This is a genomic window from Nonomuraea sp. PA05, assembly GCF_008086045.1.
Lineage (GTDB): Bacteria > Actinomycetota > Actinomycetes > Streptosporangiales > Streptosporangiaceae > Nonomuraea > Nonomuraea monospora.
In genome coordinates this window covers 144,830-167,363 of sequence record NZ_VSEY01000027.1, presented here as the reverse complement: position 1 = coordinate 167,363, position 22,534 = coordinate 144,830, and the positions used below count along the sequence as shown (strand labels likewise).

Here is a 22,534-nt window from a genome sequence, read left to right as displayed (position 1 = left end):
CGCGGGCGTGCGCGGCCGGGGCGGGCATGCGCGGCCGGGGCAGGCGGGGGTGGTCAGTCCCAGGCGGCGGGGTCGGAGGCGAGCTGCCGGATGCGCTCGGGCAGCGCGCCCGAGGAGACCTGCTCCAGCGTGACCTCCTCTAGGATCGACCGCTCCGTGGCCCGCAACGCGATCCACACCTGCTGCAACGACTCCGCGGGCCCCCGGTAGCCGACGTGCTCGGGCCGCTCTCCGCGTACGTTGGCCAGCGGCCCGTCCACGGCGCGGATCACGTCGGCGAGCGAGATCTCGGAGGCGGGCCTGGCCAGCACGTAGCCGCCCTCAGGACCGCGCTGCCCGCGCACCAGCCCGGCGCGGCGCATCTGCAGCAGGATGTTCTCCAGGTACTTGGGCGGCATGTCCTGCTCCTTGGCGAGCTCGCCCACGGTAGTCGGGCCTGCACCGGCTGCGGCAAGTTCAGCGGCGGCGCGGAGGGCGTAGTCGACACGAGCGGATAGGCGCATGTTCTCGATTATCCCTCCTGGTCAAGACTGGTTAGGCGCAAGCTTGCCAGAAGGGACACAAGATCTGATTACGCCGGGCCCGTCCCAGGTGCGGAAATCGGCGTTCACACCAGGCAAGAATGGGAGCGCTAAACTTCCAACAACCTTTTCGATTTGACGGTGGGATTCAGCGTGGAGCGACGCCCTGGTGTGCCCAGATTGCTCAGGGAGATCAATGACCGGGCCGCGCTGGAGCTGTTGCTGGCGACCGGTCCCATGACGCGGGGGCAGATCGGCAACCTGACCGGTCTGTCCAAGGTCACGGCCTCGCAGACGCTGGCGCGGCTCGAGGAACGCGGGCTGGTCGAGGTGGTCGGCACGCAGGCCGGCGGGCGGGGGCCGAACGCGGCGCTGTACTCGGTGATCGCCTCCAGCGCGTACGTGGCCGGCCTGGAGGTCGGGCCCGAGCTGATCTCCACGGCCGTCGCCGACATCCACGGCAACACCATCGCCGAGATCACCGTCGATCCCGACGGCCACGACGACCCGGTGTCGGTGGTGCACGGGGCGATCGTGAAGGCGTGCCGCAGCGCCAAGGTGAGCCTCGCCAAGCTGCGCGGCGTCGTGATCGGCACGCCCGGCGTGGTCGATCCGCGCAGCGGCGACATCCGGTTCTCCTTCGACCTGCCGGGCTGGCACGAGGGCATCCACGAGGCGCTGGCGGGCGATCTGCGGCGTCAGGTGACCATCGAGAACGACGTGAACCTCGCCGCCATCGCCGAACGCGCCGACGGGGCCGCACAGGGGCTCGACGACTTCGTGCTGCTGTGGGCCAGCCGCGGGCTCGGGCTGGCCATCACGCTCGGCGGCAAGCTGCACCGGGGGCGTTCCGGCAGCGCGGGGGAGATCGGCTACCTGCCGGTGCCCGGGGTGCCGCTGCCCGAGGACATCCGTACGCTGCCGGGGCGGCTGCCGTCGCTGGCCGGTGGGTTGCAGTCACTGGTCAGCGCGGAGGCGGTGACCGAGCTGGCGCAGAGCTACGGGTTCGCCGCGGAGAGCGCCACCGAGTGCGTCAAGGTGGCGGTGGCGGCGGGGGCCGAGGGGGAGCCGCTGCTGGACGAGGTCGCGCAGCGGCTGGCGCTGGGGGTGGCGGCGGTGTGCGTGATTCTCGACCCTGGCCTGGTGGTGCTGGCCGGCGAGGTGGGGCATGCCGGGGGCAGGGCGCTGGCGTCCCGGGTGGAGGAGGCGGTGGCTCGGATCTGCCCGGTGCGGCCTCAGGTGGTCACCACCACGGTGATCCACAAGAACCCGGTGTTGCGGGGGGCCGTGCTGGCGGCGCTGGATCGGGCGCGTGAGGAACTGCTGACCTCCTGAGGCGCGCGAGAAAGGCGCGACGCCCCGCGGCAGGAGGCGGGGCGTCGCGCGTGGCGGCGGTCAGGCGGTGAGGAGCTCGACGGCGGCCTGGGCGTTGGCCCTGGCGGCCCCGTACGTGGCGATGTAGGCGGCGCTGTCCGGCCGCCACACCGGCAGCCCCATCTCGATCACCGTGGTGTCAGGGCGGGCCGACACCAGCGCCGACACCAGGGACCGGCTCTCGTCGTGCCGGTGGGCGTCCTTGACCACGACGACCAGGGAACGCCCGTCGGCCTTGGCCAGCAGCCCCGCGACGTCGGCGGCGGCGGGCTTGACGCGGACGATCTCGGCGTCGGGCAGCCACGGCCCGACCCCCCACGGCACGTCCCCCACGGCGATGGTCGGCGGGGTGTCCACCTCGACGACCAGGGGTTCGACGAGAGGTGAGGCGGCCCCGCTGAGGCGGACGGCGCGGCGGGCGGCATGGAGACCCACCCCGGGCTGCCCGCTGCCGTTCTGCCCCGTCCCGTTCTGCCCGGCCCCGTTCCGGTCGGCAGTGACCTGCTCGGGCGTGACCTGCTCGGGCGCGGCGGCCCAGGAGCGCAGCGCGGCCACCCGCGCGGCCGCCTCCTCCAGCCTGGACTCAGGCAGCCGCCCCTCGCGCACGGCGGCGACGATCTCGGTGATGATGGCCCGCACGTCGTCGTACGTCGGCAGCGGCCCCAGGCACAGCAGGTCGGCCCCGGCGGCGAGGGTGAGCACGGCGCCGCCGGCGAGGCCGACGCTCTTGGTGATCGCCTGCATGTCGAGGGCGTCGGTGACGACCACGCCGTCGTAACCGAGCTCGCCCCTGAGGAGCCCGGTCAGTGCGGCGCCGGACAGCGTCGCGGGCGTCTGGCCCGTCACCGCCGGCACCGCGACGTGCGCGGTCATCACCGACTTGGCGCCCGCGCCGATGGCGGCGCGGAAGGGCGCCAGCTCTCGTTCCCGCAGCACGTCCAGGCCGACGTCCACGACGGGGACGGCCAGGTGGGAGTCGACGCGGGTGGCGCCGTGGCCGGGGAAGTGCTTGACGCAGGCGGCCACGTTCACCGACTGGAGTCCTTCGACGGCGGCGACCGTGTGCCTGGCCACCAGCGCCGGTTCGGTGCCGAACGAGCGGGTGCCGATGACCGGGTTGTCGGCCTCGGTGTTGACGTCGGCGCTGGGCGCCATGTCCAGGTTGATGCCGCAGGCGGCCAGTTCGGACCCGATGGCCCGGTAGACCCGGCGGGTGAGCTCCACGTCGTCCACGGCCCCCAGCGCCGCGTTGCCCGGGTACGGGCTGCCGACGTGGTAGGCCAGCCGGGTCACGTCCCCGCCCTCCTCGTCGAGCGAGATGACGGGCTCACCGGCTCCCCTCAGCGCGGTGGTCAGGGCGAGCACCTGGCCGGGGTCGGCCACGTTGAAGCCGAAGAGTGTCACGCCGCCGAGGCCGTGCTCCAGCTCGCGCAGCACCCATTCGGGCGCCGTGGTGCCCTGGAAGGCGACGAGCAGCGTGCCGGCCGCGAGTCGGCGCAGCCCCCGATCACTCTGACTCATGGCTCCTCATCCGTATCAAGGCAGGGTGGAGTACGGTGCCGGCGGCACCGTACGCGAGAACGTGTCAGCCCTTCACGGCCCCGGCGGTCAGGCCGGTGACCATGCGGCGTTGCACCAGCAGGAAGAAGATGACGACCGGGATCGTCATCAGCGTCGAGCCGGCCATGATGGCGCCCCAGTCGACGCCCTTCTGGCCGAAGAAGTACTGCAGGGCGACGGGCATCGTGTATCCCTCTGACCCGGACATCAGGTAGAGGGCGAAGACCAGGTCGTTCCACGCGGTGATGAAGGAGAAGATGCTGGTGGCGACCAGCCCGGGCGCGACCAGCGGGAAGAGCACCTTCCAGAAGGTCGTCATGCGCCCGGCGCCGTCGATCCAGGCGGCCTCCTCCAGCGACCTGGGCACCGCGGCGACGAACGTGCGCAGCATCCACACGGCGAACGGCAGCGTCAGCGCGACCTGGGTGACGATCAGCCCGAGGAGCTGGTCGCCGAGCCCGGCCCGCTTGACCATCATGTACAGCGGGATGAGCAGGCCCTCGGCCGGCAGCATCTGCACGATCAGCAGCAGCACCAGGAACGTGCCACGGCCCTTGAAGTTGAAGCGGGCGATGGCGGTGGCCGACAGCAGCGCGAACGCGGAGCCGATGATGACGGTGCCGAGCGCCACGACCGCGCTGTTGCGCAGGTAGAGCCAGATGGAGTTGTTCGCGACGCCTTCGGTGAGCACCCGCTCGAAGTGCTCGAAGGTGAAGTGCGTCGGGAACGGGATGAACTCGGTGGTGAAGATCTGGTCGTTCGCCTTGAAGCCGGTGGCGACCATCCAGTAGACGGGGAAGACGGCGTAGACGAAGACCGCGATGCCGGCGACGTTCAGCAGGACCTTGCCGAGCCTCTTGCGTGCGAGCGGGGTCACATCTCCTCCTGCTTCACGATCTGCCTGACGTACACCACGGTGATGATCAGCAGGATGATCGTCAGCACCACGGAGATCGCCGCGCCGGTTCCCAGCTTCTGCGGCGGCTTGAACGCCTCGGCGACGGAGTACATCGACAGGTTGAAGCCGTCACGGTTGGTGGGGCCGTTCATGAGCACGTACAGCTGGCTGAAGCACTTGAAGTCCCAGATGATCGACAGCACCGTCAGCACGGCGAAGACCGGCTTGAGCATCGGCAGCGTGATCTTCCTGAACGTGTGCCACGCGCCGGAGCCGTCCACCTTGGCGGCCTCGTACAGCTCGGCGGGGATGCCCTTGAGGCCGGCCAGCACCGAGACGGCGATGAACGGGAAGCCCGCCCACACCACGCAGACGGTCAGCGCGATGTAGAGGGGGACGGTCTCGTTGAGCCAGGGCGTGCCGGTCCAGCTCTCCTGGCCGTCGGGCGGGGCGGCCAGCCAGTCCGGCAGCAGGTTCAGCAGCCAGTTGACGATGCCGGCCTCGGCGTCGAACAGGGAGCGCCAGATGACGCCCTGCGCGACGGGTGGCACGGCCCAGGCGAACATGCAGCCGACGACCACGAACAGCGACATCTTCTTGCCGAGCTTGTTCAGCAGCACGCCGACCGCGGTGCCCACGATCAGGGTGAGGCTGACGGCGACGAAGGCGAAGGCCACGGTGTTGCGCAGCGCGGACCAGAAGATGTCGTTGGCGAAGATCTTCTCGAAGTTCTCCAGGCCGACCCACTCGGCGGGCCTGGTGCCCCGGATCTGCGCCAGGCCGACCTTCTGGAACGACATGACGATGAGCTGGAACATCGGGTAGAGCAGCAGCCCGCCGATGACCACCAGGCCGGGGACGAGCAGCACGTACGGGATGCTCCACACCGGCAGCCCGCTGGCCCGTGCCGTCCGGCTGTTCCTGTTACGCCGGTGGCCCGGGGGCGGGGACGAGCCCCTGCCCCGGGCGACCGTTGTCGTGTTCGCCATCGTTACTGGTTCAGGATCTCTTCGAGTTCCTTGTTGGCGTCCGCGAGGGCGGCGGTGGCGTCCTTCTTGCCCTCGATGACGGCCCGCGCGGCGTTCTGCAGCACGGCCTTGGTCGCGTCGGCCTCAGACCAGTTGGGGTCGGCGGGGAAGGCCTTGGCCTTGGCGAAGGCCTGGGCGAACGGGCCCTGCGCCGGGTCCTCGTTCATGGCCTGGAGGGTGTCGGGGTAGACGGGGAGCAGGCCGCCCTCCTTGGCGTACCGGTCGGCCCAGGTCTTGCTGGTGGCCAGCTTGATGTACTCCTTGCCCAGGTCCGCCTGCTGGGTGGTGCCCCACAGCGCGATGTCGTTGCCGCCGAAGAAGGAGGGCGCGACGCCGCCGGTCTTGGCGGGCAGCGGGAAGAAGCCGATCTTGTCGCCCTTCAGCTTGCCCTTGGACTCCTCCTCGATGCCCGACAGGTCCCAGGCGGCGGTGAGGTACATCGCGACCTTGTCGTTGGCGAAGCGGGTGCGGATGTGGGTGGTGTCGTGCGTCAGGTTCGCCTTGTTGGACAGGCCGTCGGTGACCAGGCCGGTGTAGGTGCCGAAGCCGGCGGCGAAGGCGGGCTCGGTGAGCTTGCCGACCCACTTGTCGCCTTCCTTGACGGCGTACTCGCCGCCCTCGGACCAGGCGAAGGCCGCCAGAAGGTGGTTGGCGTCGGACCCGCCGTTGAAGGCGAAGCCGTCCACGCCCTTCTTCTCGGCCTGGATCTTCTTGGCGGCGGCGACGAGCTCGTCCCAGGTCTTGGGCGTCTCGATCTTGAGCTCTTCGAACCAGTCCTTGCGGTAGAGCACCGCGCGGGCCCCCGCGCCCCACGGGATGGCGTAGATCTCGTTGTCCACGGTCTCGTAGCCGTAGAGGTTCTGGGGGATCTGCGAGCGGTCGCCCTCGCGGGCGATGTCGGTGATGGCGGTGAGCGCGTCCTGGCTCTGCCACATCGGCACCTGGTCGTTGCCGATCTCGGTCACGTCCGGGCCTGTGCCGGTGGCGGCGGCGGCGAACTTGTCCGCGACCTGCGGCCACGGGATCCACTCCAGCTTGACCTGCGCGCCGGTCGTCTTGGTGAACTCGGCGTTGAGCTCCTCCATGTACTTGGCGGCGGCCGGGTTGCTGTCGCCGAGGCGCCAGACGCTCAGCGTCTTGCCGGCGTACGCGGGGCCGGAGGCTGCGGCGCTGGGTGAGGACGAGGGGGGCTGTTCACTTGAGCCACCGCAAGCGGCCAGGCCCAGAGCCAGCGCGGCCGTGGTGACCGTAGTGGCTGTGATCTTCGCGATCCTCACAGGGTTCTCCCTTCCCGGGTGCTGGCCTACGGTCCGCACCAGGCTGATCGTCAAATCCGAACGATGCTGGTAAACTAACAAGAAACTTTCTTAAAAGAAACGCTCGTTAGCCGATCGTGACGAGAAGGGTGCGCCGATGAGCCGAGACCCGGGAACCCCCCGGTTGCTGCGCCGGCTGAACGACCGCGCGGCACTCGAACTGCTCCTCGGAGACGGTCCTCTCACCCGTGCCGAGCTCGGTGAGCGGACCGGGCTCTCCAAGGTAACCGCAGGTCAGCTCCTCGCGCGCCTGGAGGAACGGGGTCTGGTCGAGGTCGCGGGCGAGCGCGCGGGAGGCAGGGGGCCGCACGCGGCCCTGTATGCCGTGGTCCCGTCGAGTGCGTACGTCGCCGGGCTGGAGGTCCTGCCCGACAGTCTCACGGTCGGTGTGGCCGACATCACAGGCAGAGTCGTGGTCGAGATCACCGTCAACCCCTCCGACGGGCGCGATCCGGTCAAGGCGGTGCACGCCGCCGTGCAGCGGGCGTGCGACGCCGCCAGCGTCAGCCTCTCGCAACTGCGCGCGTTCGTCATCGGCACCCGAGGCGTCGTCGACCCGGCCACGGGCGACGTGCGCATCTCGGTCGACCTGCCCGCCTGGCACGTCGGCGTGCTGGCCAGCCTGCGCGAGACGCTCGGCGCCTCGGTGACCATCGAGAACGACGTCAACCTGGTCGCCCTGGCCGAGCACCGGTACGGCGCCGCCGTCGGCCACGACGACTTCGTGGTCGTCTGGGCGGGCGTCGGCCAGGGCCTCGGCGTCATGCTGGGCGGCCGGCTGCACCGGGGCATCACCGGCGGCGCGGGCGAGATCGGCTGGCTGCCCGTCCCCGGCGAGCCGCTGCCGACCGACGTCGCCCGCCCGCAGACGGGCTCGTTCCAGCGCCTGGTGGGCCACGACGCCCTGCGCGGGCTGGCCGACGAGCGCGGCGTCAGCGGCCACACGGTGCCCGACCTGGTACGCGGCGGCGACGAGGGCTACCTCGACGCCGTGGCCGCCCGGCTGGCCCTGGGCGCGGCGGCCGTCACCGTCGTGCTCGACCCCGGCCTCATCGTGCTCAGCGGCGACATCGGCCGCGCGGGCGGCGAACGGCTGGCGGCCAAGGTGCAGGAGGCCGTCGCCCGGGTGTGCCCGAGCCGCCCGACCGTCGTCACCACCACGGTCGCCGGGAACCCCGTGCTGCGCGGCGCCCTGGTGGCCGCGCTCGAACAGGCCCGGGAGCAGGTCTTCTCCGACACTGTGTGAGAATTCTTGCCCATGTGGCAGTCCTCGAACGATGTCGTGCTGATCTCGGACCCCCGCGTGACCTCCCTCCCGGTGCAAGAGTGCGGCGAACCGCTCGCGGACGTGCGCGGGCGGCTGCGCGTGGACGCGCGCATGGCCGACGGGCAGGGCGCCTACGCGCAGCTGCGGGCCGGCGTGCTGCGGCGCCTGGAGCACGCGGAGAGCCTGTTGCCCGACGGCTACCACCTGCTGATCGTGGAGGGCTACCGCCCCGTCGCGACCCAGCGGCAGATCTTCGACGAGTACCGCGCCACGCTCTCCCACCTGCCGCCTGAGGAGTCGTACGTGGCCGCCAGCCGCTACGTCTCCCCGGTCGAGGTGGCCCCGCACACCGCCGGCGCCGCCGTGGACCTGACGCTGTGCGCGCCCGACGGCGCCGAGTACGACATGGGCACCGAGGTCAACGACAACCCCGAGCAGAGCTCCGGCGCCTGCTACACCGCGGCCCCGAACATCTCCGACGACGCCCGCGCCCACCGCAAGCTGCTCGCCGCCGCCCTGGAGCCCGCCGGGCTGGTCAACTACCCCACCGAGTGGTGGCACTGGTCGTACGGCGACCGCTACTGGGCCATGTCCACCGGCGCCGGCCATGCACTCTACGGCCCCGTGGAGTTCACCTCCTGACAACCCGGGTTTTCCGGGGGGTGAGGTAGGGGCACAACTCCTTACGGAGGGTTGGACTCCCAGCGAGGTGTGGGCATGGTTGCGCTCATCGGGATCGAGGAGGAGTACCTCATCGTCGATCCCAGCACCCGCCACGTGGCTCCCCGGGCGGCCGAGGTTCTGGCCGCCGCGACGGACATGCTCGACGTGGTGCATGAAATCACCCGATTCCAGGTGGAGGCCCGCACGCCGCCGTCCGCCGACCTGAGCGAGCTCGGCTCGCAACTGCGCGCCGCGCGAAAGGAGGTGGCGGGGGCGGCCCGCTCGTGCGGCCTGGCCGTCGTCGCCAGCGGCATCCCCGTCCTGGGCAACGTCATGCCGCCGCCGCTCACCGACGACGTCCGCTACCACGAGGGCCGCACGCTCTACCGGGCACTGCAGGACGAGATCAGCATCTGCGCCCTGCACGTGCACGTGGACGTGCCCGATCCCGAGCACGCCGTCTACGTCGGCAACCACTTACGGCCCTGGCTGCCGACGCTGATCGCGCTGGCCGCCAACTCGCCGTTCTTCGTCGGCCGCGACACCGGGTACGCCTCCTGGAGAGTGATCAGCTGGGGCCGGTGGCCGGTCTCCGGCGCGCCGCCCTACTTCCCGTCGTTCGACGCGTACGAGCTGGCCCTGCGCTCGCTGGGCGACTCGGGCGTGCTGCTCGACCCCAAGACCGTCTACTGGGACACCCGCCCCTCGCCCCGCCTGCCCACCGTGGAGATCAGGGTGGCCGACGTGCCGCTCGACGTGGCCGACAGCCTCACCCTGATCGGGCTCATCCGCGGGCTGGTGGTCACCGCGCTGTCCGCCGTCGCGCGCGGCGACCGCGGGCTGCCCGTGCCGGCCGAGGTGCTGCGTGCCGCCTACTGGCGGGCCGCCCGCTACGGGCTGCAGGGCGACAGCCTCGACGTGCGGCACGGCACGCTCGTGCCGGCGGCGGTGCTGGCCGGACGCCTGCTGGAGCACGTACGCCCGGCGCTGGCCGAGGCCGGTGACCTGACGTTCGTCCAGGTGGGCCTCGACCGGCTGCTGCGCGCGGGGTCGGGGGCCATGCGGCAGCGGCGGGCGTACGCGAAGGCGAACGCACTCGAAGAGGTGGTGGACGACCTCATCGAGGCGACCGTCGCCTAGTGCAGCGCGAGCGCCACGGCCACCCCCAGGCCGAACGCGACGACCACGCCCCGCAGCACCTTGGCGGGCATCAGCCTGGCCAGCTTCGTGCCGAGGAAGCCGCCCACCAGGCTGGCCGGCGCGATCACCGCCGCGGCCTTCCACTCCACGGGCCCGAACAGCGAGAACGCGACGACCGACACCGAGCTGACGACCAGCGAGAGCACGGCCCGCACGGCGTTGACCCTGTGCAGGTTGTCGTGCAGGAACAGGCCGAGCACGGTCAGCAGCACCACGCCCATGCCGCCGTTGAAGTAGGCGCCGTAGCAGCCGCCGAGGAACGTTCCAGCGTAGACCAGCCGGCTCGTGGGGCCGCTCTCCTCACCCCCGATGAGCTTGCGCAGCCACGGCTGGGCCAGCAGGGCGAGGCTGGCGAACGCCACCAGCCACGGCACCATCGACTCGAACAGCTTGCCCGGCGTGAGCAGCAGCAGCGAGCTGCCCACGCAGGCCCCCAGCACCGCCGTGACCGACAGCACGGTGGCTCTGCGCCGTTGCCCCTTCAGCTCGGCCCGGTAGCCGAGCACACCCCCCAGATAGCCGGGCCACAGCGCCACCGCGTTCGTGACGGTGGCGGTCAGGCCCGGATAACCCAGCGCCAGGAGGGCGGGGAACGAGATCAGCGTCCCCCCGCCCGCCAGGGCGTTCACCACACCGGCCAGCAGGCCGGCACCGACCAGGAAGAGCAGGTCGGTCATCGGCCGGCAGCGTAGCCCTGGGCGCCACGCGGGTTCGCGGCGGCCTTGAGGAAGTCGCCGTCACGGGCGACCGCGCTCAGCCGGCCGAGCGACCACGGGCCCTGCACCTCGACCTCGTGCCCGCGCCGCCGCAGCTCCGCTATGACGCCCGGATCCACCCGGTCCTCGACGTGCACGACGCCGGGGCGGGAGCCGCGCGGGAAGAACGAGCTGGGGAAGTGCTCGGTGTGGAACATGGGGGCGTCCACGGCCTCCTGGAGGTTGAGCTTGCCGTGCACGACCGCGAGGAAGAAGTTCAGGCTCCACTGGTCCTGCTGGTCGCCGCCCGGCGTGCCGAACGCCAGCCACGGCTTGCCGTCCCTGAGCGCGAACGACGGCGACAGCGTCGTACGCGGGCGCGTGCCGGGGCGCAGCGCGGTCGCCACGTCCTCCTGCAGCCAGAACATCTGGGCCCGGGTGCCCAGGCAGAAGCCCAGCTCCGGGATGGTGGGGGAGCTCTGCAGCCAGCCGCCGCTGGGGGTGGCCGACACCATGTTGCCGAAGCGGTCCACGACGTCCACGTGACAGGTGTCGCCCTTGACCATGCCGTCCCGCGACACGGTCGGCTCACCCACGCCCTGCGGCTTGCGGGCGCCCGACAGGCCGGGGGCGTCGCTCAGCGTGCCGGGGTCGGGGAAGACGGGCAGCCGGGGCGCCCGCCCGCCGGGAGCGCCGGGACGCAGCTCCAGGCTGGCCCGGTCGCCGATCAGCCGCCGCCGTTCGGCGTTGTAGGCCGGGCTCAGCAGGTCGGCCATGGGCACGTCGGTGTCGCCGTACCAGGCCTCGCGGTCGGCGAAGGCCAGCTTGGCGGCCTCCGTCACCGTGTGCAGGTAGTCGGCGCCGAGGAAGTCCATCCCGTCCAGGTCGAACCCGTCGAGCAGGGCGAGCTGCTGCAGGAACGCGGGGCCCTGCCCCCACGGGCCGGTCTTGGCCACCGTGTGGCCCTGGTAGTCGAAGGTCAGCGGCTCCTCCACCGAGGCCGACCAGCCCGCCAGGTCGTCGCCCGTCAGCAGGCCGCCGTGCACCTCGCCCGAGCTGTCCCGCCACGCCGTCGTCGCGCTGAACTCGGCGATCGCCTCGGCGACGAAGCCCTCGTACCAGGCCTTCCTGGCGGCGGCGAGCTGACCCTCGCGGGTGCTCGACGCGGCCTCCGCCTCCGCGACCAGGCGCCGGTAGGTGGCGGCCAGCACCGGGTTGGCCAGCTTGGCGCCCGGCTTCGGAACGTTCCCCCCGGGCAGCCAGGTGGCCGCCGACGTGGGCCAGTCCTGCGCGAACAGCTCACGTACCGACTCGATCGTGGCCGCGATCCGCTCCAGCACCGGCACGCCGTGCTCGGCGTAGTGGATCGCGGGCGCCAGCACGTCGGCCAGCGACCAGGTGCCCCAGCGCTCCAGCATCAGCATCCAGCCGCCGAATGCCCCCGGCACGGTCGCCGCCAGCAGGCCGGTGCCGGGCACGACGTCCAGGCCGAGCCCGGCGAAGCGCTCGATGGTGGCCGCGGCGGGCGCCACGCCCTGACCGCACACGACCGACACCTTCTGCTCGGCCTCGCTCCACAACAGGATCGGCACCTCGCCGCCGGGGCCGTTCAGGTGCGGCTCGGCGACCTGCAGCACGAACCCGGCGGCCACCGCGGCGTCGAACGCGTTGCCGCCGCGCTCCAGGACGCCCATGCCGGTGGCCGAGGCCAGCCAGTGCGTGCTGGCGACCATGCCGAAGTCGCCCGACAGCTCGGGCCTGGTGGTGAACAAGATTTCTCCTTACTTGGCCGCGTCGGGGACGCGGTCCGCCGTTACCAGGTGGCACGCGGCGGGGTGACCGCTGCCACGCGGGTCGTTCAACAGAGGTTCGGAGGTACGGCACTCGTCGAAGGCGAGCGGGCAGCGCGTGTGGAAGCGGCAGCCGGACGGCGGGTCCACCGGGCTCGGCACGTCGCCGCCGAGCACGATCCTGCGCCGCTCCCGCTGCTTGGCCGGGTCGGCCACCGGCGCCGCCGACAGCAGGGCCTGCGTGTACGGATGCCGCGGCTGCGCGAAGATCTCGGCCGTCGGCCCCGACTCCACGATCCTGCCCAGGTACATGACCGCGATCCGATCGGCCAGGAACTCCACGACCGACAGGTCATGCGTGATGAACAGGCACGAGAACCCCATGTCCCGCTGCAGGTCGGTGATCAGGTTGAGCACCGACGCCTGCACGGACACGTCCAGCGCTGACACGGGCTCGTCCGCCACGACCAGCTTGGGCTCCAGGATCAGCGCCCTGGCCAGGCCCACCCGCTGCCGCTGCCCGCCGGACAGCTCGTGCGGGAAACGCTTGCGCATCTCCTGGCGCAGCCCGACCTTCTCCAGCATGGCCGCCACCCGGTTCGCGACCTCGCGCCGGTCGGTGACCTTGTGCCGCAGCAGCGGCTCGGCCACGATCCGCTCGATCGTGAACCGCGGGTTGAGCGAGGAGAACGGGTCCTGGAAGACCATGTGCACGTCCCTGCGCAGCGGGCGCATGGCCCGGCGCGACAGGTGGGTGATGTCCTTGCCGCCCAGCTCGATCGAGCCCGCGGTCGGCTCGGTCAGGCGCAGCACGCACTTGCCGACCGTGGACTTGCCACTGCCCGACTCGCCGACCAGGCCCAGCACCTCGCCCTGGCCGATCTCCAGCGACAGGCCGTCCACGGCCCGCACCGGGCCGTAGTGCTTGACCAGGTTGTCGATCCGCAGGATCACGACTGACCTCCCGGGTGGAAGCAGGCCGTCAGATGATGGTCGGCCTGGCGTTCGAGCAGGGGCCTGGACGCCAGGCAGTCCGCCTGGGCGAACCGGCAGCGGTCCTGGAAGGCGCACTCGTCGGGGTCCGACAGCGGCGAGGGCACCATGCCGGGGATCTCCGCCAGACGGCCGTTGACCGCGGCGGAGGGCAGGGCGTTCATCAGGCCCAGCGTGTACGGGTGCCGCGGGCTGGCGAACAGCTCGGCCACGGGGGCCTGCTCGACGGCGCGGCCCGCGTACATGACCATGGCCCTGTCGGCGATGTCGGCCACCACGCCCAGGTCGTGCGTGATGAGGATGATCGCGGTGCCGAGCCGGTCCCGCAGGTCGCGGAACACGTCCAGCACGCCCGCCTGGATCGTCACGTCGAGCGCCGTGGTGGGCTCGTCGGCGATCAGCACGCGCGGCGAGCAGGCCACCGCGATGGCGATCATCACGCGCTGCCGCATGCCGCCGGAGAGCTGGTGCGGGTACTCCTTCATCCGGCGCACCGGCGCGGGGATGCCGACCAGCTCCAGCAGCTCCACGGCCCGCTTGTTCGCGACCTGCCGCGACAGCCTCTCGTGCCTGCGCAGCACCTCGGTGATCTGGTACCCGACCGTGAACGACGGGTTCAGCGAGGTCATCGGCTCCTGGAAGACGACCGAGACGGTCTTGCCGCGCACCTGCCGCATCTCCGGCTCGGGCAGCGTGGTCAGCTCGCGGCCGTCCAGCTTGATCGAGCCGGACAGCCGCGTCGTGGCGGGCGGCAGCAGCCGGGGGATCGACATGGCGGTGACCGACTTGCCGCAGCCCGACTCCCCGCACAGCGCGAGGATCTCGCCCTCGTCCAGGGTGAGCGAGATGTCCCTGACCGCCTGGACGTGGCCGTCCTCGGTGTCGAAGCCGACCTTCAGGTCGGTGATCTCCAGCAGGCTCATCGGTGGCTCCTCGGGTCCAGTACGTCACGCAGCCCGTCGCCGAGCAGGTTGAAGCCGAGCGTCGCCAGCGCGATCATCAACCCGGGCCAGACGGCCAGCCAGGGCGCGTCGCTCAGGTACTGCTGCGCGGTCGTCAGCATCACGCCCCACGACGGCGTCGGCGGCTGCACGCCCAGACCCAGGAACGACAGCGTGGCCTCGCCGATGATCGCCGCCGGGATCGCCACCGTGGCCTGCACGATGAGCGGGCTGGCGCAGTTCGGCAGCACGTAGCGGAAGATGATGTGGCCGTCGCCCGCGCCGTCGGCGATGGCCGCGGCCACGTAGTCCATCTCCCTGACCGCCAGCACCTCGCCGCGGGTGATCCGGATGATCGCGGGGAGCTGGGAGAAGCCCAGCGCCAGCACGACGCCCTTCAGCGAGGGGCCGATGATCGCCGCCAGGCCGACCGCGAACACCAGGAACGGGAAGGCCAGCGTCACGTCCACCAGCCGCATCACGATCGGGTCCAGCCAGCGCCGGTAGAAGCCGGCGACGAGCCCGATCGGGATGCCGACCGCCATCGCCAGCAGCGTGGACAGCACGCCCGCCTGCAGCGAGACCTGGGCGCCGTGCGCGATCCGCGCGAAGGCGTCCCGGCCGAGGTCGTCGGTGCCCATCGGGTGCGCGCCCGAGGGGGCGGCCAGCGTGGCCATGTAGTCCTGCGCGGCCGGGTCGCCGGTCACCAGCGGGCCGAGCAGGGCCAGCAGCACGAACGCGACCACGAGCACCAGGCCCGCCATCGGCATCGGCCGCCGCCTGAAACGTCGCCAGTGCCTAGTCACGGGTGCCTCCCGACAGCCTGATCCGGGGGTTGAGGAAGGCGTAGGCGATGTCGACCAGCAGGTTCACCACGACGTACCCGATGACCGTGACCAGCACGACCGCCTGGATGACGGGGTAGTTCCTGGTGAGCACCGCGTCCACGGTGAGCTTGCCGAAGCCGGGAATGACGAAGATCTGCTCGGTCACCACGGCGCCGCTGATCAGCGCGCCGAGCTGCAGGCCGAGCACCGTCACCACGGTCGTCAGGCTGTTGCGCAGCGCGTGCGCGCCCACCACCTTGGTCTCGGACAGGCCCTTGGACCTGGCGGTCCTGACGTAGTCGGCCGACAGCGCGCCCAGCATGGCCGAGCGGGTCTGCCGCATCAGGATCGCCGCGAAGCCGGTGCCGAGCACCAGGGCCGGCAGGATCATGCGCTTCAGGTTCTCGGCCGGGTCCTCGGTGAAGGGCACGTACCCGGAGGCGGGCAGCACCCGCCAGGTGACCGCGAACAGCAGGATGCCGAGCAGGCCCAGCCAGAAGTGCGGGATCGACAGGCCGGCCAGGCCGAAGCCGGTGGCCACGTAGTCGGCGAACCTGCCGCGGCGGACGGCGGCCACGATGCCCGCCCCCACGCCGACGACGATCGCGACCACCATGGCCAGCAGCGACAGCTCCAGCGTCACCGGCAGCCGCTCGGCCAGGATGTCAGCCACGGGGAGCTGGTCCTGGGTCGAGCGGCCGAAGTTGCCGGTGAGGGTCTGGCCGACGTAGTCCAGGTACTGCGCGGGCAGCGGCTTGTCCAGGCCGAACTCCTTGCGGATGGCCTCGATCGCGGCCGGCGAGGCCTCCTGCCCGGCCATGACCGTGGCCGGGTCGCCGGGCAGCGCCCGGACGCCCAGGAAGATCAGGACACTGGACAGGAACAGCACGAGCACGGCCGACCCGCAGCGCCGGAGGATGAACCAGACCATCAGGCGGCGAACCCGGCGGTGACGTAGCGGGGCAGGCCGTCCTTGAAGTACTGGACTCCGGCGACGGTCTTGTGCATGCCGAGGTAGTACAAGTTGTGGTACAGGTACACGACGCCACGCAGCTCGGCGGCCTTCTTCATGGCGCTGCCGTACAGCTCGGCCCGCTTGGCGGTGTCCGTCTCGGCGGCGGCCTGCTTGATCGGGTCGTCGATGCCGGCGTCGGACATGCCCGCGTAGTTGTTGCTGCCCTGGGTGGTGACCAGGTTCGTGAGGTTGCCGTCCGGGTCCACCCGGCCGGACCAGCCGCTCAGCAGCACGTCGAACTTGCCCGCCTTGCCCTGCTCCAGCACGCTGACGAACTCGGCCGTCTGCACGCTGACGTTGAAGCCGGCCTCCTTGGTCATCGACTGGATGACCTGCGCCAGGCGCTGGTTGACGGCGTCGTTCGGGGTGGCGAGGGTGACCGCGATCGGCGTCGGCACGCCGGACGCCTGCACGAGCTGCTTGGCCTTGGCCAGGTCACGCTTGGGGCAGGTCAGGTCCTGCGTCCGGTACGGGCTGTCCTTCGGGACGGGGTAGCAGTCGACCTCGTGCAGCCCGTTGTACACGGCCTTGTTGATCGCGTCGCGGTCGAGCGCCAGCTCGAACGCCTCGCGCAGCTCGGGACTCTTGCCCAGCGGCGTGTCGATCGGGCCGGGCTTCTCGGTGGAGCCCTTGGCGTTGCCGATGTTGATCTGGAACCCGTAGTAGCCCAGGCCGCCGCCGGACACGACGGTCAGGTTCTGGTCGGCCTGCACGCCCGCGACGGTGTTCGTGGCGAGCTGGTCGGCCACCTGCACGTCGCCGGACTTGAGGTTGGCGGCCCGCACGTTGGGGTCGACGATGATTTTGTATACGAGCTTGTCGAGCTTGACCTTGGCGGCGTCGTAGTAGTCGGCCGACTTCTCCAGCGTGATCTGGCTGCCGGAGGTGCGGCTGGCGAACTTGAACGGCCCGACGCAGACGGGGCTGGCACCGAAGTTGTCACCCTCGGAGTCCAGCGCCTTCGGCGACATGATCATGCCGGCGCGGTCGGCGAGCTGCGCGGTCAGCGGCGTGAACGGCTGCGTCAGCGTGAGCTTCACCGTCGCCGGGTCGACCACCTCGACCTTGGACACGGCGGCCAGGTCGGCCTGCCGCGCGGACTTCTCCCAGGTGCGGTGCCGGTCCAGCGACTTCTTGACGGCCTCGGCGTCGAGCGCCGTGCCGTCGTTGAACTTGACGCCTTCGCGCAGCTTGATCGTCACTTCCTTGCCGCCGTCCGACAGCTCGGGCAGAGCCGCGGCGAGCTGCGGGATCAGGGTGGAGGAGGCGTCGATGTCGTAGAGCTTCTCGCACATGTTCGCGAACACCTCGCGGCCCACCAGCGTGGTCGAGATGCTCGGGTCCAGCGCGTCGGGGTCGGCGTTGAGCGCGATGTTGAGCGTGCCGCCGCCCTTGACCGACCGGTGGTCGGCCGAGGCGCTGGCTATGGAACTAGGTGCCGCGGGTGTGTTGCTCGTCCCGCCTCCGCCACAGGCCGCCAGGGCGAGGGGGAGGGTGATGAGCGCCGCGACGACCTTGGGGGACGGTCGCATGGTGCCTCCGTTGAAACGTTTAGGAGACTGTATACAAGATGCCACATTTCAGCGGTGTTTCATCACCCTATGTTGTTATCTGAGTGTTTCCTAATCGTTTGGGTGTTTTGTCTTACGGCCTACGGCCTGCAAGAACGACCGGCGGGCCGCGGCGACGTGCGCGACCGCTCTGGCCTGCGCTTCGTCCTCGTCGCCCGCCACGATGGCCTCGCACAGGCTCAGGTGCTCGGTCCAGGAATGCGGCCCGCGCGCGGCGGCCGTCTGGCTGAAGATCCACTGCGCCCGCTGCAGCATGGGCTTCATCATCAGCGCCAGGTACGAGTTGCCCGTCGCCTCGCCCACGGCCAGGTGAAAGGCCGTGTTGAGGTCGGCCACCGCCTCCAGCCGCCCCGCCTCGACCGCCTCCTTCGACTGCTCCAGCAGCCCGCGCAGCCGCTCGGCCGCGGCGGAGGAGCGCTTGCGCGCGGCCAGCCGCGCCGCCAGACCCTCGATGGCCATGCGCACGTCGAAGAGCTCCTCGCCCTCCTCGGCCGACAACCGGGCCACCGTGGCGCCCAGGCGGGGGACGACCTGGATGAAACCCTCGGCGGCCAGCACGCGGATGGACTCGCGCACGGGGTTGCGTGAGACGCCGAGCGCGGCGGCCAGCCGGTCCTCGACCAGGCGTTCACCCTGGGCGAGCTCGCCGGAGAGTATGCGGCGGCGCAGCTCCTTGGTGACCTCGTCACGCAAGGTCTGATGGGCCCCGCCCAGCGTCATATCAGTCATAGGGGGATTTATCGTATACAAGAAGTTAGGGATGACGCGCAGGGTACCAGTCGGCGTCCGTAACGTCCCTGGCCACCTCCCACAGCCGGTCGAACTCCGCCACGAAGTACTGGCACCACGCGTGCTCGCGGCGGTTGGAGAGCGTGAAGCCGGGGGTGGGGCCCGGCGAGCGATGGCCGCCCAGCTCCACGTGGATGAGGCCGTCGTCGTCGCCGGGGTCCGCCGCGAACATCATGAACGCGGGCACGAACGGCAGCAGCCGCACCTCCAGGCGCCCTTCGGCGTTCTTCAGCTCGCGCAGGAGGTACAGCGTGGACCTGGCGCGGTGCTCGAACACGTCCGGCTGGTCCGGGATCGTGGCCCGCCTGGCGGCCTCCTCCGGCACCGGGCCCGCGGGATCGATCACCAGCACCTTGACCGAGGCGCCCCGCTCCAGCGCCTTGCGCAGGTCGTTGACGTAGGAGCGGATCGTGCGGTTGAGTGTCACCCCGACGAAGCGGAGCTCCAGCGCGTGGGCGACGCGGGCGTCGAACCGCGTGGTGTCCCCGGACAGGAAGTCGCCGCCCGACTGGGGACCCGCCTCCGCCAGGCGGGCCACCTGCTTCTCCAGCTCGGCGACCTGGTGGCGGGGGCCCAGCGCGTTCACCGCCACCAGGGCCAGGGTCGCCAGCGTGGCGGCGCCCACGACCTTCGTGTCCACGAGGTCGAAGACGCCGAGCACGCCGACCGCCAGGGCTATCGCCGCCGTCAGGTAGATCTCGAGGTTCTTGCCTGTGGCGAGGTCCGCGCGTAATCGCGCCAGTGGCCGCATGCCGCGATACTTACCCCGCGCCGGCCTGCTTCGCGCGCGGCTTGTGCACGTGTCGGCTTGTGCACGTGCGCCACCCATCCCGCGGTGGCCTTCCCCCGCGCGGGCCTTCTTCACACGCGCGCTTGTGCACGTGCGTCACTCCTGCGGTGGCCTTCCCCGCGCGGGCTACCCTGCGACGGGTTGCTTCACGGCGGCGGCCTTTTTCTTCGCGCGCAGCCACAACCACAGGGCGGTGCCGTACATGCCCAGGCCCAGCAGCACGAAGGCGAACGCCACCGGCCACCGCAACCCCGGCGGCATGTGCGTGGCCAGGAACCACGACTGCTCAAGCCGCCCGTTCGCCAGGAAGACCATCGCCACGATGCCCTGTGGCGCCAGCGGGATCGCGCCGAGCGACGCGCACACCATCACGATGGTGCGCTGTGTCTTCGACATGTTGTCGGGCAGCTTGAAGGTCTCCGACGCCTTGCCGCTGTCGGGACGCCGGCCCGTACGCATGAGGTGCAGCAGCTCGGGCCCCTGCGCCGTCAGCCGCCGATCCGCCAGCAGCCCGAACCCCCACCAGCACAACACGCCCGTCAGCAGCCCGACCGGCACGCCCCACCAGCCGTGGAACACCGCCACCAGCACGGCGGGTGCCGCGGTGAGCGCCACCAGGAGCAGCACCAGGTACGCCATGCCGGTGGCCGAGCCGTCGTCCTCGGTCGTCCGCAGCGGGTTGCCGCCCCGGTTCTTCGGGTCGATGCCCGGGATCAGCCCGGCCACCGACACCAGCGGCACCAGCCCCATGGCCCCGCCGAGCAGCGCGAACGTGGCCGCCATGACCAGCGCCCACGGCCCGTTCACGGCCGCCGTGCAGACCACCGCCAGCACCAGCCCGATCGGACCCACGGCCGCCAGCCACGCGAGCTGCCTGCCGCGCACGTCGGAGGCGCCCGGCGTCATCAGCGTCAGCCAGTGGGCGGTGCCGTCGGTGCCGTACGCGTTGGCGGTCATCGCCGCCGCCATCACGATGAAGATCGGCCCGGCCAGCGGCACCATCTGCGGGATGCCCACCATCAGCGGCACCGCCGCGAAGGCCACGCCGTAGGTGAACGCGAACGCGAGCTGGTGGTTGCGCACCAGGTCACGCGTCCACGACCGCAGCTCCTTGGCGACGACGGCGCCGTGCGGCCCCGAGGCGCGCATCGGCCTGCGCCCCCGCGTGGAGGGCCGGCTGCGGCCCGTCCGCCTGGTCAGCAGCGCACCCCACGCCGCCAGCAGCAGCACGATCAGCACCGCCATCGCGGCCAGAGCCAGGTACTGCCCCTGCACGGCCAGCAGCCCCCACCCGGACGGCAGGTACCGGACGAACTCCGGGATCCGCCCGCCCTGCCCGAAGGCCACCATGAACACCCAGATCTGCCCGAGGAAGGCGAGGATCACGCCGTTGACCAGCCCGGCGCCGATCGCCCCGATCCTGGAGCCCAGCGCGAGGCCGAGCAGCGCCACGGTCACCTTCGACAGCAGCACGAACACGGCGAGCTGCAACACCATCGCCGGCACGGCCACCAGCGCCCCGGCCACGCCCTCGCGTACGCCCGCGACCAGCAGCCCGGCCAGCGCGAGCAGGCTGACCGCCGGAGCCATCCCCACGAACGCCGCCACCAGCAACCCGGCCGCCATGCGCTGCGGCGGCAGCCCGAGCAGCGAGAAGAACTCCGGCCGCAGCGTCTCGTCGCCGCCGCCGGAGAACACCGGTCCGATGATCCAGCCGAGCATCCACACGGTGTACGTGGCGGCCAGCCAGTCGCCGTCCAGGAACGCCAGCACGATCGTGCCGCCCGCCAGCAGGGCGCCGAGCACGCCGGCGGAAACCATCGTGCTGCCCTGCTGGCCCTTCATCGAGTGGCGCAGGATCGCCAGCTTCATGCTGGCCATGGTCAGCGCTACAGCCATGACAGCCCCTTGGCGGCCGTGGAGCCGGCGCCCACCAGCTCGACGAACCTGTCCTCCAGGGTCGCCGAGCCGCGCACCTCGGCCAGCGAGCCCGCGGCCGCCACCCGTCCCTTGTCGATCACGCCCACGTGGTCGCAGAGCTGCTCCACCAGCGCCATCACATGACTGGACAGCACGACCGAGCCGCCGCCCGCCACGAAGTCGCGCAGGATCTGCTTGATCGACGCGGCCGACACCGGGTCCACCGCCTCGAACGGCTCGTCCAGCACCAGCAGCCTGGGCGCGTGCAACAGCGCCGTGGCCAGGCCGATCTTCTTACGCATGCCGGTCGAGTACTCGATGACGAGCGTCTTCTCCGCCGCGTCCAGCTCCAGCACCGACAGCAGCTCCGCGGCCCGCTCGGCCACCACCTCCTTGCTCAGCCCGCGCAGCAGGCCGAGGTAGGTCAGCACCTCGCGGCCGGTGAGCCGCTCGGGCATGGCCATCCCGTCGGGCAGCACGCCGACGAGCTGCTTGGCCGTGGCGGGGTCGGACCACACGTCCGCGCCGAAGATCTGCGCGGAGCCCGCGTCGGGCCGCAGCAGGCCCACCGCCATGGACAGCGTGGTCGTCTTACCGGCGCCGTTCTGCCCGACCAGGCCGTAGAAGGAACCCTGGGGAACGGTCAGATCGACGTGGTCGACGGCGACGTTCTCACCGAAGGTCTTGGCCAGGCCCTTGATCACTAAAGCCGGCGCTGTCATGGCTGTCTCCTGGTCGCGATGGTGAAGGTGGTGACCAGCTCGCTGGCGAGCAGGTCGAGGTCGAAGCCGGGGTCGTGGAGCAGCAGCCCCGGCACCGCGTCGATCGCCCCCCGGATGGCGATCGCCATGCTGAGCTGGTCGAAGTCGCGGAACTCGCCGGCGCGCTGCCCCCAGTCCAGCAGCTTGCGCAGGTCGTCGATCGCCACCTCCGACTGCCGCGCGTACGGGTGCGGGTCGCCGTCCTCGCCGGTGGCGTGAGTGACGATCTCCACCAGCGCGAGGAGCGGCTTGCGGTGCAGGCGCATGAACTCGAGGTTGCTCTCGAGGTAGGCGCGCAGACCCTCCGCCGCGGTCGGCTGGGCGAGGATGCGCGGGACCATCAGGTCGGTGGCGAGCTTGGCGACGTGCGCGACCACGGCCTGGATGAGGGGGGACTTGCCGCCGAAGTGGTAGGAGATCACGCCGGTGCTGATCTTGGCTTGCCTGGCGATTCTGGCCAGGGTCGTGTTGGCGTAGCCGTGGTCGGCGAGGACGTCTATGGCGCACTCGATGATCTGGGCTCGGCGAATCTCTTCGATGAAGGTTCGACTTTCTGGCGGCACGGTCAGAACTTTAAACGGTCATTCAAATTTTGGGAAGCGCGGCCTACCGTGC

Annotated in this window: 21 protein-coding genes; 4 read left to right on the top strand and 17 right to left on the bottom strand. The window is 71.1% G+C overall.

Translation table 11 applies throughout. The features are described from left to right. Positions 1–53: 53 nt before the first annotated feature. Positions 54–503, bottom strand: a complete 450-nt coding sequence (locus FXF51_RS36910; protein WP_148439343.1) for an RrF2 family transcriptional regulator — start codon at positions 501–503, stop codon at positions 54–56. Between the two features lie 171 nt (positions 504–674). Between FXF51_RS36910 and FXF51_RS36905 the strand changes: the two genes are divergently transcribed. Further along, on the top strand, positions 675–1,856 hold the full coding sequence (locus FXF51_RS36905) for an ROK family transcriptional regulator (RefSeq protein ID WP_148439342.1): 1,182 nt from the start codon (positions 675–677) through the stop codon (positions 1,854–1,856). 60 nt (positions 1,857–1,916) lie between these two features. Here the strand turns inward: FXF51_RS36905 and FXF51_RS36900 are convergent, their stop codons facing one another. The 4 genes from FXF51_RS36900 to FXF51_RS36885 all read right to left on the bottom strand — a co-directional run bounded on the left by FXF51_RS36900 (position 1,917) and on the right by FXF51_RS36885 (position 6,658). Beyond that, entirely contained in the window at positions 1,917–3,416 is a 1,500-nt protein-coding gene (locus FXF51_RS36900; RefSeq protein ID WP_148439341.1) for a glycoside hydrolase family 3 protein, read from the bottom strand. 64 nt (positions 3,417–3,480) lie between these two features. After that, positions 3,481–4,332, bottom strand: coding sequence for a carbohydrate ABC transporter permease (locus FXF51_RS36895; protein ID WP_148439340.1), 852 nt, complete (start codon positions 4,330–4,332; stop codon positions 3,481–3,483). Then, the gene (locus tag FXF51_RS36890; protein WP_148439339.1) at positions 4,329–5,342 is read right to left on the bottom strand and encodes a carbohydrate ABC transporter permease; all 1,014 of its coding nucleotides are present in this window, start codon (positions 5,340–5,342) and stop codon (positions 4,329–4,331) included. The genes FXF51_RS36895 and FXF51_RS36890 overlap by 4 nt, the downstream gene beginning before the upstream one ends. Positions 5,343–5,344: 2 nt before the next feature. Continuing rightward, entirely contained in the window at positions 5,345–6,658 is a 1,314-nt protein-coding gene (locus FXF51_RS36885; RefSeq protein WP_148439338.1) for an extracellular solute-binding protein, read from the bottom strand. A gap of 136 nt (positions 6,659–6,794) precedes the next feature. Between FXF51_RS36885 and FXF51_RS36880 the strand changes: the two genes are divergently transcribed. The 3 genes from FXF51_RS36880 to FXF51_RS36870 all read left to right on the top strand — a co-directional run bounded on the left by FXF51_RS36880 (position 6,795) and on the right by FXF51_RS36870 (position 9,767). Continuing rightward, on the top strand, positions 6,795–7,943 hold the full coding sequence (locus tag FXF51_RS36880; protein ID WP_148439337.1) for an ROK family transcriptional regulator: 1,149 nt from the start codon (positions 6,795–6,797) through the stop codon (positions 7,941–7,943). Positions 7,944–7,955: 12 nt separating this feature from the next. Beyond that, positions 7,956–8,606 (top strand): M15 family metallopeptidase, encoded by a 651-nt coding sequence (locus tag FXF51_RS36875; RefSeq protein ID WP_148439336.1) that lies wholly within the window; start codon positions 7,956–7,958, stop codon positions 8,604–8,606. Between the two features lie 75 nt (positions 8,607–8,681). Beyond that, positions 8,682–9,767, top strand: a complete 1,086-nt coding sequence (locus tag FXF51_RS36870) for a glutamate--cysteine ligase (RefSeq protein WP_148439335.1) — start codon at positions 8,682–8,684, stop codon at positions 9,765–9,767. Here FXF51_RS36870 and FXF51_RS36865 read toward each other — a convergent pair. The 12 genes from FXF51_RS36865 to FXF51_RS36810 all read right to left on the bottom strand — a co-directional run bounded on the left by FXF51_RS36865 (position 9,764) and on the right by FXF51_RS36810 (position 22,482). Continuing rightward, a complete protein-coding gene (locus FXF51_RS36865) occupies positions 9,764–10,504 on the bottom strand; it encodes a sulfite exporter TauE/SafE family protein (RefSeq protein ID WP_148439334.1) in 741 nt (246 codons plus the stop codon). The two genes, FXF51_RS36870 and FXF51_RS36865, sit on opposite strands and share 4 nt — an antisense overlap. After that, the gene (locus FXF51_RS36860) at positions 10,501–12,294 is read right to left on the bottom strand and encodes a gamma-glutamyltransferase family protein (RefSeq protein WP_148439333.1); all 1,794 of its coding nucleotides are present in this window, start codon (positions 12,292–12,294) and stop codon (positions 10,501–10,503) included. The genes FXF51_RS36865 and FXF51_RS36860 overlap by 4 nt, the downstream gene beginning before the upstream one ends. 9 nt (positions 12,295–12,303) lie before the next feature. Continuing rightward, on the bottom strand, positions 12,304–13,266 hold the full coding sequence (locus tag FXF51_RS62990; RefSeq protein ID WP_262380073.1) for an ABC transporter ATP-binding protein: 963 nt from the start codon (positions 13,264–13,266) through the stop codon (positions 12,304–12,306). Next, positions 13,263–14,228 carry an ABC transporter ATP-binding protein gene (locus FXF51_RS62985; protein WP_148439332.1) on the bottom strand — a complete coding sequence of 322 codons (966 nt, stop codon included), beginning with the start codon at positions 14,226–14,228 and terminating at the stop codon, positions 13,263–13,265. The genes FXF51_RS62990 and FXF51_RS62985 overlap by 4 nt, the downstream gene beginning before the upstream one ends. Further along, the gene (locus tag FXF51_RS36845; protein ID WP_148439331.1) at positions 14,225–15,052 is read right to left on the bottom strand and encodes an ABC transporter permease; all 828 of its coding nucleotides are present in this window, start codon (positions 15,050–15,052) and stop codon (positions 14,225–14,227) included. The genes FXF51_RS62985 and FXF51_RS36845 overlap by 4 nt, the downstream gene beginning before the upstream one ends. Next, complete coding sequence (locus FXF51_RS36840; protein ID WP_148439330.1) at positions 15,045–16,004, bottom strand: ABC transporter permease; 960 nt, start codon at positions 16,002–16,004, stop codon at positions 15,045–15,047. Before FXF51_RS36840 ends, FXF51_RS36845 begins: the two co-directional genes overlap by 8 nt. After that, positions 16,004–17,620: an ABC transporter substrate-binding protein gene (locus FXF51_RS36835; RefSeq protein ID WP_148439329.1), complete on the bottom strand. Its 1,617-nt coding sequence runs from the start codon at positions 17,618–17,620 to the stop codon at positions 16,004–16,006. The genes FXF51_RS36840 and FXF51_RS36835 overlap by 1 nt, the downstream gene beginning before the upstream one ends. A gap of 90 nt (positions 17,621–17,710) precedes the next feature. Then, entirely contained in the window at positions 17,711–18,388 is a 678-nt protein-coding gene (locus tag FXF51_RS36830) for a GntR family transcriptional regulator (protein WP_148439328.1), read from the bottom strand. Positions 18,389–18,413: 25 nt separating this feature from the next. Beyond that, positions 18,414–19,199, bottom strand: coding sequence for a hypothetical protein (locus tag FXF51_RS36825; protein WP_148439327.1), 786 nt, complete (start codon positions 19,197–19,199; stop codon positions 18,414–18,416). A 165-nt stretch (positions 19,200–19,364) separates the two neighbouring features. Then, the gene (locus FXF51_RS36820; protein ID WP_148439326.1) at positions 19,365–21,137 is read right to left on the bottom strand and encodes a hypothetical protein; all 1,773 of its coding nucleotides are present in this window, start codon (positions 21,135–21,137) and stop codon (positions 19,365–19,367) included. Next, positions 21,128–21,880 (bottom strand): ABC transporter ATP-binding protein, encoded by a 753-nt coding sequence (locus tag FXF51_RS36815; protein WP_148439325.1) that lies wholly within the window; start codon positions 21,878–21,880, stop codon positions 21,128–21,130. Before FXF51_RS36815 ends, FXF51_RS36820 begins: the two co-directional genes overlap by 10 nt. Continuing rightward, positions 21,877–22,482, bottom strand: a complete 606-nt coding sequence (locus FXF51_RS36810) for a TetR/AcrR family transcriptional regulator (protein ID WP_187414770.1) — start codon at positions 22,480–22,482, stop codon at positions 21,877–21,879. Before FXF51_RS36810 ends, FXF51_RS36815 begins: the two co-directional genes overlap by 4 nt. Between the last annotated feature and the right edge of the window lie 52 nt (positions 22,483–22,534).

Excerpts from the sequence above, each read along its gene's own strand:
- FXF51_RS36910 (WP_148439343.1), bottom strand. The coding sequence starts at position 503 with ATGCGCCTATCCGCTCGTGTCGACTACGCCCTCCGCGCCGCCGCTGAA.
- FXF51_RS36900 (WP_148439341.1), bottom strand. The coding sequence starts at position 3,416 with ATGAGTCAGAGTGATCGGGGGCTGCGCCGACTCGCGGCCGGCACGCTG.
- FXF51_RS36890 (WP_148439339.1), bottom strand. The coding sequence starts at position 5,342 with ATGGCGAACACGACAACGGTCGCCCGGGGCAGGGGCTCGTCCCCGCCC.
- FXF51_RS36880 (WP_148439337.1), top strand. The coding sequence starts at position 6,795 with ATGAGCCGAGACCCGGGAACCCCCCGGTTGCTGCGCCGGCTGAACGAC.
- FXF51_RS36875 (WP_148439336.1), top strand. The coding sequence starts at position 7,956 with ATGTGGCAGTCCTCGAACGATGTCGTGCTGATCTCGGACCCCCGCGTG.
- FXF51_RS36870 (WP_148439335.1), top strand. The coding sequence starts at position 8,682 with ATGGTTGCGCTCATCGGGATCGAGGAGGAGTACCTCATCGTCGATCCC.
- FXF51_RS36865 (WP_148439334.1), bottom strand. The coding sequence starts at position 10,504 with ATGACCGACCTGCTCTTCCTGGTCGGTGCCGGCCTGCTGGCCGGTGTG.
- FXF51_RS62985 (WP_148439332.1), bottom strand. The coding sequence starts at position 14,228 with ATGAGCCTGCTGGAGATCACCGACCTGAAGGTCGGCTTCGACACCGAG.
- FXF51_RS36840 (WP_148439330.1), bottom strand. The coding sequence starts at position 16,004 with ATGGTCTGGTTCATCCTCCGGCGCTGCGGGTCGGCCGTGCTCGTGCTG.
- FXF51_RS36835 (WP_148439329.1), bottom strand. The coding sequence starts at position 17,620 with ATGCGACCGTCCCCCAAGGTCGTCGCGGCGCTCATCACCCTCCCCCTC.
- FXF51_RS36830 (WP_148439328.1), bottom strand. The coding sequence starts at position 18,388 with ATGACTGATATGACGCTGGGCGGGGCCCATCAGACCTTGCGTGACGAG.
- FXF51_RS36825 (WP_148439327.1), bottom strand. The coding sequence starts at position 19,199 with ATGCGGCCACTGGCGCGATTACGCGCGGACCTCGCCACAGGCAAGAAC.
- FXF51_RS36820 (WP_148439326.1), bottom strand. The coding sequence starts at position 21,137 with ATGGCTGTAGCGCTGACCATGGCCAGCATGAAGCTGGCGATCCTGCGC.
- FXF51_RS36815 (WP_148439325.1), bottom strand. The coding sequence starts at position 21,880 with ATGACAGCGCCGGCTTTAGTGATCAAGGGCCTGGCCAAGACCTTCGGT.